At 41.8% G+C, this 12642-nt stretch carries 15 protein-coding genes; 5 read left to right on the forward strand and 10 right to left on the reverse strand.

Features of this window, described 5'->3' with window-relative positions:
• Positions 1–60: 60 nt before the first annotated feature.
• Positions 61–978, forward strand: coding sequence for a LysR family transcriptional regulator (locus ACS604_RS03265; RefSeq protein ID WP_474769985.1), 918 nt, complete (start codon positions 61–63; stop codon positions 976–978).
• Between the two features lie 54 nt (positions 979–1032).
• Here ACS604_RS03265 and madM read toward each other — a convergent pair whose 3' ends face one another.
• The 10 genes from madM to gcvA form a co-directional block, all read right to left on the reverse strand.
• Positions 1033–1794, reverse strand: a complete 762-nt coding sequence (madM, locus tag ACS604_RS03270) for a malonate transporter subunit MadM (protein ID WP_034596245.1) — start codon at positions 1792–1794, stop codon at positions 1033–1035.
• 44 nt (positions 1795–1838) lie between these two features.
• Complete coding sequence (madL, locus tag ACS604_RS03275) at positions 1839–2240, reverse strand: malonate transporter subunit MadL (protein WP_151962612.1); 402 nt, start codon at positions 2238–2240, stop codon at positions 1839–1841.
• Between the two features lie 53 nt (positions 2241–2293).
• Positions 2294–3226, reverse strand: a complete 933-nt coding sequence (gene mdcH, locus ACS604_RS03280) for a malonate decarboxylase subunit epsilon (protein ID WP_174727127.1) — start codon at positions 3224–3226, stop codon at positions 2294–2296.
• 12 nt (positions 3227–3238) lie between these two features.
• Positions 3239–3847: a malonate decarboxylase holo-ACP synthase gene (locus tag ACS604_RS03285; RefSeq protein WP_353154520.1), complete on the reverse strand. Its 609-nt coding sequence runs from the start codon at positions 3845–3847 to the stop codon at positions 3239–3241.
• Positions 3838–4665: a biotin-independent malonate decarboxylase subunit gamma gene (gene mdcE / locus ACS604_RS03290; RefSeq protein WP_151748128.1), complete on the reverse strand. Its 828-nt coding sequence runs from the start codon at positions 4663–4665 to the stop codon at positions 3838–3840. The genes ACS604_RS03285 and mdcE overlap by 10 nt, the downstream gene beginning before the upstream one ends.
• Positions 4662–5513, reverse strand: coding sequence for a biotin-independent malonate decarboxylase subunit beta (locus tag ACS604_RS03295; RefSeq protein ID WP_474769989.1), 852 nt, complete (start codon positions 5511–5513; stop codon positions 4662–4664). The genes mdcE and ACS604_RS03295 overlap by 4 nt, the downstream gene beginning before the upstream one ends.
• Complete coding sequence (locus tag ACS604_RS03300; RefSeq protein ID WP_000448951.1) at positions 5506–5805, reverse strand: malonate decarboxylase subunit delta; 300 nt, start codon at positions 5803–5805, stop codon at positions 5506–5508. The genes ACS604_RS03295 and ACS604_RS03300 overlap by 8 nt, the downstream gene beginning before the upstream one ends.
• Positions 5806–5807: 2 nt before the next feature.
• Positions 5808–6692, reverse strand: coding sequence for a triphosphoribosyl-dephospho-CoA synthase (locus ACS604_RS03305; RefSeq protein WP_312823748.1), 885 nt, complete (start codon positions 6690–6692; stop codon positions 5808–5810).
• On the reverse strand, positions 6692–8371 hold the full coding sequence (gene mdcA / locus ACS604_RS03310) for a malonate decarboxylase subunit alpha (RefSeq protein ID WP_474769992.1): 1680 nt from the start codon (positions 8369–8371) through the stop codon (positions 6692–6694). The genes ACS604_RS03305 and mdcA overlap by 1 nt, the downstream gene beginning before the upstream one ends.
• 109 nt (positions 8372–8480) lie before the next feature.
• On the reverse strand, positions 8481–9395 hold the full coding sequence (gene gcvA / locus ACS604_RS03315; RefSeq protein WP_474769994.1) for a transcriptional regulator GcvA: 915 nt from the start codon (positions 9393–9395) through the stop codon (positions 8481–8483).
• A gap of 145 nt (positions 9396–9540) precedes the next feature.
• Between gcvA and ACS604_RS03320 the strand changes: the two genes are divergently transcribed.
• The 4 genes from ACS604_RS03320 to ACS604_RS03335 all read left to right on the forward strand — a co-directional run bounded on the left by ACS604_RS03320 (position 9541) and on the right by ACS604_RS03335 (position 12638).
• A complete protein-coding gene (locus ACS604_RS03320; RefSeq protein ID WP_474769995.1) occupies positions 9541–10311 on the forward strand; it encodes an SDR family NAD(P)-dependent oxidoreductase in 771 nt (256 codons plus the stop codon).
• Between the two features lie 42 nt (positions 10312–10353).
• Positions 10354–10695: a carboxymuconolactone decarboxylase family protein gene (locus tag ACS604_RS03325; protein WP_005069801.1), complete on the forward strand. Its 342-nt coding sequence runs from the start codon at positions 10354–10356 to the stop codon at positions 10693–10695.
• A 71-nt stretch (positions 10696–10766) separates the two neighbouring features.
• A complete protein-coding gene (locus ACS604_RS03330; protein ID WP_004792982.1) occupies positions 10767–11441 on the forward strand; it encodes a cupin domain-containing protein in 675 nt (224 codons plus the stop codon).
• Positions 11442–11450: 9 nt separating this feature from the next.
• Entirely contained in the window at positions 11451–12638 is a 1188-nt protein-coding gene (locus ACS604_RS03335) for an MFS transporter (RefSeq protein WP_474769998.1), read from the forward strand.
• The last annotated feature ends 4 nt before the right edge of the window (positions 12639–12642 follow it).

Below are 12642 nucleotides of genomic sequence, written 5' to 3' on the forward strand. Positions count from 1 at the left end.
TTGTGGTAACTTTATAACTCAAATCTATAGTTTTTAGGGAAACAGGTTCAAAGGCTTAATATGGAAATTGATGAAGAACTCACCCTGAAAAAAATACAGATTTTTTTAGCTTTTATGCGCTGTGGAAATTTGTCTAAAACAGCCACAGAAATGCAGCTGAGTAATGTCAGTGTTCATAAAGCACTGCACTCTTTAGAAAGCGCTTTACGTTGCCCTCTTTTTAAAAATGAAGGCCGTAACCTGATTCCTTTAAAAAGTGCTTATGTATTTGAAGAACGCGCACAAAAAATCGTCCAAGACATTTTTATCACTGTAAATAAAACCAGAGAAGCTGCTGGCTTTGCAGCTAAGGTTTTACATTTAGGTTCTCTTTATTCTTTGACTGTAAACACAATTCCAAATGTGATTAGCGGTCTTAAGCTCAGACGTAGTGAGCTCGATATTCAACTATTACTCAGTTCAAATCAGGATTTGGTGAAAAAGCTGAAAGCGACAGAGCTTGATGCCATTATCGTGGCTTTAAATGAAACCACTCAAGACGATGACTTTGAAATTTTACCAATGTTTTCAGACGACATTTTTTTGGCCGTCAATAAAGATTCAAAATATGCCGAGTTTAAAGATATTGATTTAAGCCTTTTAAAAGAAGAAACTTTTTTAACTTTAACCAAAGGATTTGCGACCCATCACGATAGCGACATCATTTTTAAAAAGGCGGGTTTTTCACCTAAAGTTGCTTTGCAAGTAAATGATATTTTTACTCTCATTAGTATGGTCAGCTCAGGCGTAGGCTTTGCACTATTGCCCGGTCGTATTTCTGCGGTTTATGAAAGTTCGGTAAAACTCATTCCACTGAAACAGCAATATCATATGCAACAAGAAATTGGTTTGGTCTTTTTAAAAAGTAAGGAACGAGATCCTAATTTACTTGCTCTGATTGCTGAATGTCGTATGTTTGCATCCAATTTTAAAAGATAAATATCGGCAACCTATTACAAATTAATAAGTTGCCGTTAGACACTTTACAAAGACTTATCCAAAAATCGCATTAACCGTTAAGAAAAAGACAGATGGTCCAAGTAAGCAGCCGAGACCTGTATAAAAGGTTGCAACTAAAGCGCCATAAGGTACCAGTCGTACATCTGTACCTGCCAGCCCAGCAGCCGTACCGCTCGTTGTTCCTGCCAAGCCGCCAAATACCATGGCTGAACGTGGACTTTTTAGGTACATGAATTTCGCAAGTAATGGCGTACCGACCATAAAAAAGACTGACTTGATTAATCCAATTGCAATAGAAAGTGCGATCACATCAGAGCTCGCGCCAATTGCAGTTCCTGTAATCGGACCAACAATATAAGTCATGGCACCGGCACCGATCGTTGTCATCGAGATTGGATCTCGATAACCCATGACCCATGCGACCATAACCCCAATTGCAAAAGGCACAACGCAACCAAGAATTAAGGCAATTAGACCAATTTTACCTGCTTTCTTCACCTCTTTCACATCAACTTCAAACGCAGTTGAAGCAATAGCTAAATCTCGAATCATTGCGCCACCCAACATCGCAAAACCAGAGAAAATAGCGATATCAGAAATGCCTTTAGTTCCTTGCGTATAAACTCCTGCAAAATATGCAACGACCAAACCTAGGGTGATCGCAATTGCAGAGCTTTGCAGTTTTCCTTTCGTCAAATATTTTGAAAGTAAATGGGAAACGAACATCATTAAACCAGTTACTGCGAGTGCAGTGACGAATGCATTTTTAGATAAAACAGCAATTATAGCGTCCATCATTTAAATCCTTTTTGATTGACTTTTTTATAGTTTATGAGTGCTTAAGCTACTTTTTGCTTGGGCTCTATTGTCCATTCATAGGTTTCATAGTCACCACTAATTCTATTTAAATAACGGATAACTAAAACCGTGCCAATCAATGAAGCAATAGAAACGATCAGACCTAACATGCCACCCGATAAAGCCGCTACTACGTTTTGTCCAGCAGACATCGCTACAACAATCGGAATATACATTCCTGACCAGTACAAAACTCCAAATTGGGTAACTTGTGGTAAGTAACCTTTTCGCGCAAGCAATTCTTTAGTCAGAATTAATAGAATCATTGAAATAGCTACACCACCCACATTTGCTTTTACGCCCAATAACATTCCTAGCGTATTACCAAAATAATCGCCTAATAAATGACAAATCGCTAATATTGCCGTTCCATAAATAATCATTGTAAATCCCTCATATCCTTGAGTTATTACTCAATTTTTAATTTGTATTGCAATTACAAAGAAGCATTATTTTCGTTTTGCATTGCCAACTGAATGCTGTCTAAACGTGTTCCTTGAAATGACAATACAGTTCCATCTTTAAATGTTCGACGTGCAAGTGTAGTAAGTACCGTTCCCGGTAAAGCTTCAATCTGCAACCTCACACCTCGCTCCCATGCAGCTTGGATGGTACTTTCCCAATCTACAGTTCGACTCATATTGAAGGCCAAGTCTTCACCAATCTGTTCTGGCTTGCCAAGTGTACGAGCCGTTGTACCACTTAAATAACGTATTTTAGGCTGCTTTAAAGTGACTCCCTCCATAGATGCTGCAAGTTGCTTTGCTTGCTGACTTAATAATTCACAGTGCGATGGCACCGATACATCTAATTTTTTTGCCACCACTCCCTGCTGCTTTGCCAAAACAGCAACTTGGTTCATGGCTTCAAAACTTCCTGAAATAACAATTTGATTATGTGCATTAATATTTGCGACAAAAACCTGTGGCGTTATTTCATAAACTTGTTTCACCCATGCTTCGACAGCTGCACGGTCTGCACCTATTAAAGCTGTCATGCCATAACCAGTTGGATATGCCGTTTGCATGAGTTCACCTCGATAGGCAACCAAGCGAACGGCATCCTCAAAGGCTAAGACCCCTGCTACAACCGCAGCCGACCATGCGCCAATTGATAAACCTGCTACATAATCAGGTGTTAAGTTTTCCGCGGTTAATAAAGCTGAACTCACCACACCTGAAATCAGTAAACAAAGCTGTACTGCACGTGTCGATTGCAATGCAGCTGGACTATCCAGCATTAAGGCATCTTCTTTAAGTGCATCCGAAGCACGCTCAAGATATTCTTTAACTAGAGCGGTTTGTGGTAGGTCGTGCAACATATTGCATCGTTGCACACCTTGTCCCGGATATACCCAAATTGAAGCCATGATATCTATTCCCTAATTCCATGGGTTTTCTACTAAAACCGCACCATCTGCACGTTTTAATAGAACTTTTCCACTGTTCCCAGCCCATTCTTTTAACGCCAAACCACCTTGTGGAAGTTGAAGCTGTATATCCACATTGAGTCCTGCTTGCTGAAAAGTTTCGAGTAGTTCAATCGCCTGCTTTTTTTCAAAAGGCTGTTCAGCTCGAATCAACAAATCTATGTCACTTTGCTGGGTAACTGTTTTAACGCCAGTTGCCAGCTCAAACCCGAAACTTCCTGTATATCCCCAACATCCTGAAAAGTTTTTCATAATGCTGGAAATGGTCTGTAAACGTTCTGCCAAGTGTTCAAACTGCTTTGTATCAACGTGAGTCAGTGCTTCTGGCTTAAGTTGTCTACTAATAGCAGATCTTGGCATTTGCCCTGCATATCGCTGATGACGAAATTGTCCTCTAACACCCACAGCGACTTGATCTACAGAAGTGATTGCCCGTCGAACCACAACAGGATCACCTCGCTGTAATACCTCTTTCACCCAAAGCGGAGCATCTTCAGCCAAAAAATCGACCGTCATGCCCCATAGCAAATCATGGGCTTCGAGCTCAAGTTTCATGACCATTGCTCACGCAATAATTCACGGACTTTTTTAGACATCTGACGGTTTTGTCCGTGAAGTCTTTGTTCCAATCCTCTCGATTGATCAGCATTAATCTCTTTAAACGCTTGTGCAATTGTCTGCTTCGCTAACAAAAGATCATCGTTTGTCGGTTGTTCAGGGTTTTCAACAGATAACAGTTCAGATAACAAACCAAGCGTGGCATAACTTTCAATGTCATAAGCCATTGGCGGAATGCTAGAAGCCAATTGCTCTAACTCATCAACCGACCGTAAGGTAACCCGTGCAGCAGATTCCTTACCCATTGCATGCACCATAACACCTGAATCTTTTAAGGCAATAATACGATTGGCTTGGTATCCATGCGCCAAGAAAGCCCCCGACATTGACTTACCAACCAATAAACTGACAATAGGATGGCCTGCCAATCTGGCTCTAGCATAGCTATCTACTGCACCCGCTAAAGCTTGGTGAATGCCTAATAATTCTTCACGACGCCCATAGGCCTGACTTGGCACATCAACCAAGCATAAAATGCCACGTTTATTTTCAGTCTGTGCATCGGCTTGAATCACGTCATCAACTGCTTTTGCTAAATTCCAGCCTTCCAGCAGTCCAACTTCACCCTGTCTTGCCCGAGGGAACAGATTATTGCTGTCTTGGACAACTGCAATCACACGTACCGCTTGCTGATCAATCTGACCATCAGCTACCCAAACCGAAGCTGGAAAACCTTCAACTGTCTTAAATCCCTGCGTGAGTGCTTTAAACCAATGTGCACCACGTGTAGATGCTTTTAATGTATCAACGGCGATATTCATGCTTGCTCTCCTTGATACAAAGCTTGAACTTGTGCTGGGGTAATCTGCTCACCAGTATCAACTTGTTGTAGCTTTTCTAAATAAAATGAGTAATTTGAACTACGATGCTGCTGAGGCACGCCTTGAGTTAAATAATCGATGACTTGCTGACGAATTTTCTGGCGATCATCGTCTACATAAGCATCTGCCAAACCACTAGCGAAACGCTGATTACCACCAGTAATACTCCATATAAATGGACGATCTTTAGCGTTATATTCTTGTACACCTGCTTCTTGTTCGATCACTTGTGGCCCATTTAAGCCTAAACGTCCTTCTTGTGTCATTACAATATAGCTACATAGTCCAGCTGCAATTGACATACCACCGAAGCACCCTACACTACCTGCAACCACGGCAATCACGGGTTGATACTGACGTAGGTTCACTATTGCAGCCTGAATTTCAGCAATTGCTGCCAAGCCCAGATTTGCTTCTTGTAAGCGAACGCCGCCCGTCTCTAACAATAAAATTGCCGCTGTTGGAATGCCTTTAAGATTGTCTTCAACCGCAAGTTCTAAGGCACCCGCAATTTTGGCACCGCCTACCTCGCCTAAACTTCCACCTTGAAATAAGCCTTCAATTGAAATTAAAACCACTGGGCGTTCTTGAATAGATCCTTTTGCGATCACTACACCATCATCGGCTTGCGGCACAATATTCTGTTTAACGAGCCAAGGCGACATAACACGTGCAAATGGGTCGAGTAACTCTCGAAAAGTCCCTTCATCTAATAGCGCTTTAGCACGTTCTCTTGCACTCAGCTCAATAAAATCTTGTTTATTTAACAAGCTCTCGATATCAGTCATGAGCAATCTCCTCTAATGCTTGTTCCAGACGTAAGCGAACAACACCGGGGGTTGCACCAAAGTCATGAATATCAATATTGACGGCAGGTGGTATTTGCGCAGTAAAAATTCGTTCAAAAAGATTGTGCCAACGTGCTGCACTGCCATCTACAGAGGTGACGACATGAATAGAGGCTTTTCCCTTTTCACCAGGTTCCATCAAAATCTCTAAATCGCCCGAGCCAACACATCCTACCAATGCTTTTTTTACCGGTGGCTCTGTCGCCACAAATTCAAAATGAAGTGTTTCCATCATTAAAATCCCTCTTTATTTTTTAAAGATGACTGCTGAGCACGATCTATAAACAATGTTGCTGCCAACAAATCTGCGGCACCACCAGCAGAGGCTTTCATCCGAAGTAGATCAATCTCTAAAAGATGCAAAGCGCGGCGACCTTCCAAGCTTGAACTACCGCCCAAATCCAGTACCTGTTGAGCACCTTGTTGCATACGCTTTAAACCCGATGTGCCAGAGCGATAAAGCACACAGGTATCGGTCAAATCAGTCATCATGGCAAGCAAGGCATCTAAACGTGCGAACTCTTCTTTCATGGGTTTACTACGGCTTTGATAAAGCTGCTTTAAACCAAAGTTCACAACGGTTGGAAAACCCTGCTGAGCTTGTTCTTTTGCACCTAAGACACCTAACTTTTTTTGTACCTGCTGACCATGGCTCAACGTCTGCTTTGGAATAAAACGATCTTCAAGCTGAGCAATCTGACCTGCTAACTGACATAGCTCAACAGCCGATAAATATTGTTGATTGGTACGTGCCAATGCCGCCGCCGTCACCATTAAACCCAAGGCCCAAATTGCACCGCGATGTGTATTGACGCCATCTGTCACCAACATCATGACTTTTTCACCTTGGCGACCAATTTCACCAATGTCTTCGCGCAAGGCTAAACAAACTTCACCATGGTGCATGGCTGTTTGAGCCATTTCCTCAAACATGGGCCCTAAACTTTTCGCAGAGCGCTCCATTAATTCCAAAGTCAGGTCATTGTGTGCACCACTACCACGGCGATCAACCAAGGCTGGTTTAGGAGTCAGATTCACTTCATCAATTAAAGCCTCGACCGCTAAACTTGCCAAAATCGGGCTATTGCTAAGTGTTTGATATTGAACTTGTGCCATCATTACCAACTCCTGAATTTTGCAGGTGGTTGATATAAACCATCTGACCATGTCACCAAGTCGGCAATATTTTTTGCAGCTAAAAGCTCACGGGTGGCATCGGTACGGCGAATACCTAAATCCTCAGGGAAAACCACCAAACCCTCGCGTCTTAAGCGCGCTGTCGTTTTAGGGTCTTGACTTAAACCAATACTGGTCACACCCGCTACCGCAGCAATCATGGCTTGACGCTCTTCTTGGCTGCTTGCTTTATATAGATAAGCAATGCCTTCTTCGGTCAGTAAATGGGTGACATCATCACCATAAATCATGATCGGTGCTAAAGGTAGGCCTGCTGTTTTAGCAACATCAATTGCATCGAGACGATCCACAAAAGTCGGCTTGCCACCCTCTTGAAAGGTTTCCACCATTTGCACCACTAGTTTTTTACCACGTGCCAAATAGGTTTCAGTTTCATTAGCGCCTTCCAAACGCATATCTAACCATGCTGGTGTATCGTGACGACGGCCACGTGGATCATGCCCCATGTTTGGTGCACCACCGAAACCAGCTAAACGGCCTTTGGTAACAGTCGAAGAATGGCCCATGCCATCAACTTGCAAAGTTGCGCCAATAAACAAATCAACGGCGTACTGACCTGCAAGCTGACACATCATGCGGTTAGAACGTAGAGAACCATCACGACCTGTAAAGAACACGTCGGGACGAGCTGCAACATATTTTTCCATACCGAGTTCAGTACCAAAACAATGCACGCTTTCAACCCAACCTGTTTCAATCGCTGGAATTAAGGTTGGATGCGGATTTAGTGTCCAGTTCCGGCAAATTTTTCCTTTTAAACCTAAAGACTCACCATAGGTCGGTAAAATCAGTTCAATTGCCGCAGTGTTAAAACCAATACCATGATTTAACGATTGCACATTATGCTTTTCATAAATTCCGCGAATTGCCATCATCGCCATAAGCACATGAACTGGCTTGATGTGTTTTGGGTCACGGGTAAATAACGGTTCAATATAAAAAGGCTGGTCTGCCACAACCACATAATCAACCCAAGATGCTGGGATATCGACACGTGGTAAATCAGAGACGTCATCAACCAGTTCATTAACCTGCATAATCACAATCCCATCGCTAAAAGCCGCAGGTTCAATGAGTGCAGGTGAATCTTCGGTACTTGGGCCTGTATAGATATTTCCTTGGCGATCTGCCATAAAGCCCGCCGACAGCACTACATTTGGAATAAGGTCAACCACCAAACGTGAATACAACTCAATATAGGTATGAATCGCACCAATCTCTAGCAGCCCATCTTCAACTAACTGGCTAATACGCAAACTTTGTGGGCCAGCAAAAGAAAAATCGAGTTTACGTGCAATACCTTTTTCAAACAGGTCGAGATGTTCCGAACGTCCCACGCTCGGCATGATCATATGTAAATCATGCAATACATCTGGATTGGTTTGAGCCAAAGAGCGCGATAAAAAATCTGCCTGCTTTTGGTTATTCCCTTCGAGTACAACTCTGTCACCCGGTGTAATCAGGGTTTCTAAAACTTTAATAATGTCTTGAGTTGGAATGACCACACCATCGGTATATTGGTTTGCCATCTCTAGTTTTAGTTGTTTGGCATGACGCCGCTTTGTCCATAATCGTTCTTTATTCTGAACTGAGCCTTCCATGTGTTTACCTATAGATCGCAGTTTTGTTCTGAATCTATAAAAACGCTTTATGGGATTTCGATCAATCAACCTAGATGAACAGTCATTAACTTCAGGTTAACGATTAATTTTATATTCGATGAATTTCTTCAAAAAACCAATCTAGACAGATTTTGACTTTGGGTAAATTTGCGTATTGTGGTCGGTACACTAAATAATAAGAAAAGGGCGATGAGAAGTGAATTTGAGGAAATAAACGTATCAAACGCCCGGTTTGTATATCTTTTTGCACCATAACACTACGCGCTAATGCAACACCATGTCCTTCCATTGCAGCCTGTAAAACTGCAGATGAACTGTTGATTTGCATACCACGGCTAATATTAATATCTTCTAACCCGACACTTTTTAGCCAAGATTGCCACCCTGGAAATTGTTGATGTTTTTCCATAGAAAGATCATGAATTAAAGTGATATTTTTCAGATCATTCGGCGTTAAGAGCGATGAATGTTCATTTAAGAATGCTGGTGAACACACTGGATAAACCTCTTCATCCATGAGTTTAATAGCTTCTAGCCCTTGCCATTGTCCTTGACCATATCTGACACCCACATCAACTTTTTGTTCTAAAAAATCTACGGTTTTTAAGTTAATGTCTAAACGAATATCAATATCTGGATATTGTTTTTGAAAATGGTCAATTCTTGGTAATAGCCATTTTTCAGCAAATGCTGGACTTACCGCAATATTAAGCACACCTGATAGAGAATCTTGCTTTAATTTTTCCAAAGCCAAAGTCAGCTTATCAAAACCCGCCCGAATATCCGGTAAAACCGATTCAGCCAGTTCAGTAGCGACCAGTCGATTTTTACCGTTAGTTTGCCGATGAAACAACGGAAAACCTAACCAATCTTCAAGTGTACGTACCAATTGCCCCACCGCAGCAGGTGTCACATTCAACTCTTTTGCCGCAGCAGAAAAACTTTTATGTCGGGCACTTGCCTCAAAAGCACGAAGTGCATTCAAATAAACTGGTGAATTCATAACACTAAAGATTTTCTTTATTGAAGAAGCAGATTATCTCATTTGTGATTAAAAAATACTATTTCTAAAATAAACCTATATTGATTGAAATACCTCAGATTCACGAGTCAATCAATTTATTTTATTTAATCTTAAGGATATACACATGAGTAGATTTTCTTTAAAAGCTGCTATCGTTACGGGTGGCGGTTCTGGTATTGGTAAAGAAGTCGCAATTCGCTTGGTTCAAGAAGGTGCCAATGTTGTGATTGGTGGTCGCGATGAAAATAAATTGCAAAAAGCTGCCCATGAAATAGATCCAACAGGTGCAAAAGTTCGCTACTTTGCTGGTGATATAGCCGAACCCGAAACTGCAAAAAACTTAGTAAAAGTAGCATCTGAAGCATTTGGCGGTGTTGATATTCTTATCAATAATGCAGGTGTATTTAACCCAAAATCTTTCCTTGATATTACTGAAATAGAATACGACTGGTTTTTAGATACCATTTTGAAAGGCAAGTTTTTTATGGCGCAAGCTGCTGCTAAAGCCATGCAACAACGTGGAGGCGGAGCAATTGTACAAACAGGTTCGCTTTGGGCATTGCAAGCTGTAAAAGCAACCCCTTCTTCTGCTTACTCAGCAGCAAATGCAGGAGTACATGCACTCACTCATAACTTAGCCATTGAATTGGCCGAATCAAATATCCGCATTAATACCGTTGCACCGGGTGTAGTGGAAACACCTGTTTACAACACGTTTATGAGTGAAGATCAGGTTAAAGAAGCTTTACCGACTTTTAACTCATTCCATCCATTAGGCCGTAACGGTCAACCTGCTGACATTGCCGAAGCGATTTTATTCCTTGCATCATCTAATGCCTCATGGATTACAGGAACTATTCTTCCTGTAGATGGTGGTGTGATGGCTGGTCACTAATTTGCAGTTAGTGATCAATCCCACTTATTTGGAGTATTTAATATGCAAAACTGGAATAGTTATCGAGACTCGTTGCTTCAATATGTCGCAAAATTTGCAAAACTAGCACCAGACACCATGCGTGGTTTAAGTGCGATGGAAGCAGGAACGAGTAAAATTGGTCAGCTTGATGCAAAAACCCATGAGCTTATTGCACTTGCCGTTGCAGTGACCACACGTTGTGATGGTTGCATCTCTATACATAGCAAAAAGGCAATTGAAGCAGGTGCAACCAAAGAACAAATTGCCGAAGCTCTTTCTGTCGCTATTTCTTTAAATGCAGGTGCAGCACTCACATATTCTGCACGTGTGTTAGAAGCAGTAGAAAATTTAGCAGAGCATTAATTTTACTTGCTAATTCATTCTATTTATTTTGTTATTGAATAAAGAGAATTTAGTTTACGAGGAAAGTATTCATGTTGATCCATGCCGATTTTTCACAGGCTGTGATTGTCAAACCTGAAGACTATCACTGGGTGAAATCTCCCCGTGGGGAAGTTGATCGCGTCATGCTTGATCGTATTGGCGATGAAATAGCTCGTGCGACCAGTTTGGTGAAATACACACCGCATACAATCTTTCCTGAACATCGACATCATCATGGTGAAGAAATCCTCGTACTTTCAGGTGTATTTACTGAAAATCAAAATCAGCACTACCCCGCTGGATGGTATTTACGGAGTCCACATCAGTCGGTACATCAACCGTCGAGCGAAGAAGGTGCATTGATTTTTGTCAAACTTATGCAAATTCCTACGTCAGAAACGCAAACCTTACGGATCAATACCAACGATCCAACACAATGGCAAGAAATAGATTCGCGTTTAATTTGCACATTGGTTGATGCAAGTTATGAGCACACCTATTTAGAAAAACTCAAGCCGCAGCAACTTTTTATGGAAGATGCTGAGGGTGGAATCGAAATTTTGATTACCCAAGGTCAGATGGCCGATAAAGAAATGGTTTATGACGCTGGAACATGGATACGCCTACCTCCGAAAACACATGCCCATTTTCAAGCGGGTTTGTCTGGCGCTTCTATTTATGTAAAAACCGGACACCTAGCCTCAGCTATTGCTGAATATAATTAAAGGCTCGTTATGCTTCAAAATACCATGCACCGCCAAGTATTAATTCTGGCGAGTTCTCAATCACTTTTCCAAACCGTTTCCGTCATGGTCATGACCATTGGCGGCTTGGCTGGCGCTAATATTGCAAACATACCAACACTTGCAACGCTACCCATCGCATCTATGTTTTTGGGTACAGCCTTAATGATGTTCCCTGCATCAATGCTCATGGCACGTGTAGGACGACGTAATGGTTTTCTATTCGGCGCTTTCTTAGGTGTACTCGGCGGCATTATTGCATCAATCGGTATTTTTTATAGTTCACTCATGCTTCTGGCTTTGGGTACGCTATGTGTCGGGGCCTATCAGTCCTTTGCTCAGTTTTACCGTTTTGCTGCCAGTGAAGTGGCAACTGACGCGTTTCGCTCACGTGCTATTTCTTGGGTGATGGCAGGTGGAATTGTTGCAGCACTGATTGGTCCGACTTTAGCGCGTTTTGGTGGACCCTTATTCCAGCATTTAGAATATATCGGTTCATTTTTAATTATTAGTATTATCTCGCTTGTGGCAATGGGAATTTTATCTAGCCTACATATTGCCGATACCGTTGAGCAAAAGTCTGACTTTACTGCTGGTCGCCCATGGCAACAGATTGTCTTTCAACCGACCTATTTGGTTGCGTTATTTAGCGCAGTAACAGGCTACGGCATCATGATTTTAGGTATGACTGCTACACCCATTGCTATGCGCCATTCACACCATGAACTTGGATCAATTACCACTGTCATTCAGCTACATGTGCTTGGTATGTTCCTACCTTCATTCTTTACTGGAAATTTAATTGCACGTTTTGGGGTGATTAAAATCATGTTTGCAGGTCTTTTATTATTTGCCTGTTATATCGGATTTGCTCTCTCAGGTATTCAGTTCGCATCTTTTGCAATTTCACTCATTTTATTAGGTGTGGGATGGAACTTTTTATTTATTGGTAGCACGTCTTTGCTTACCGGAACGTATACAGCGGCTGAAAAAGCCAAGGCTCAAGCCATTAACGACATGACTGTTTTTGTTGTGGGCTTAATTTGTTCGTTTAGTGCAGGTGCTTTACTGGATTTATTTGGCTGGGAAGCAATGAATATGGCTTTAATACCATGGCTGGTGATTGCCGCAGCTTCTCTCTTCTGGCTAAGCCAAAAAAGAGAAAAACAGCTTGCTTAAAATT

The organism is Acinetobacter sp. Li1LvA2, from assembly GCF_056156705.1.

Coding starts and splice junctions, on each gene's coding strand:
- ACS604_RS03265 (WP_474769985.1), top strand. CDS start 61: ATGGAAATTGATGAAGAACTCACCCTGAAAAAAATACAGATTTTTTTA.
- madM (WP_034596245.1), bottom strand. CDS start 1,794: ATGGACGCTATAATTGCTGTTTTATCTAAAAATGCATTCGTCACTGCA.
- madL (WP_151962612.1), bottom strand. CDS start 2,240: ATGATTATTTATGGAACGGCAATATTAGCGATTTGTCATTTATTAGGC.
- mdcH (WP_174727127.1), bottom strand. CDS start 3,226: ATGGCTTCAATTTGGGTATATCCGGGACAAGGTGTGCAACGATGCAAT.
- ACS604_RS03285 (WP_353154520.1), bottom strand. CDS start 3,847: ATGGTCATGAAACTTGAGCTCGAAGCCCATGATTTGCTATGGGGCATG.
- mdcE (WP_151748128.1), bottom strand. CDS start 4,665: ATGAATATCGCCGTTGATACATTAAAAGCATCTACACGTGGTGCACAT.
- ACS604_RS03295 (WP_474769989.1), bottom strand. CDS start 5,513: ATGACTGATATCGAGAGCTTGTTAAATAAACAAGATTTTATTGAGCTG.
- ACS604_RS03300 (WP_000448951.1), bottom strand. CDS start 5,805: ATGGAAACACTTCATTTTGAATTTGTGGCGACAGAGCCACCGGTAAAA.
- ACS604_RS03305 (WP_312823748.1), bottom strand. CDS start 6,692: ATGATGGCACAAGTTCAATATCAAACACTTAGCAATAGCCCGATTTTG.
- mdcA (WP_474769992.1), bottom strand. CDS start 8,371: ATGGAAGGCTCAGTTCAGAATAAAGAACGATTATGGACAAAGCGGCGT.
- gcvA (WP_474769994.1), bottom strand. CDS start 9,395: ATGAATTCACCAGTTTATTTGAATGCACTTCGTGCTTTTGAGGCAAGT.
- ACS604_RS03320 (WP_474769995.1), top strand. CDS start 9,541: ATGAGTAGATTTTCTTTAAAAGCTGCTATCGTTACGGGTGGCGGTTCT.
- ACS604_RS03325 (WP_005069801.1), top strand. CDS start 10,354: ATGCAAAACTGGAATAGTTATCGAGACTCGTTGCTTCAATATGTCGCA.
- ACS604_RS03330 (WP_004792982.1), top strand. CDS start 10,767: ATGTTGATCCATGCCGATTTTTCACAGGCTGTGATTGTCAAACCTGAA.
- ACS604_RS03335 (WP_474769998.1), top strand. CDS start 11,451: ATGCTTCAAAATACCATGCACCGCCAAGTATTAATTCTGGCGAGTTCT.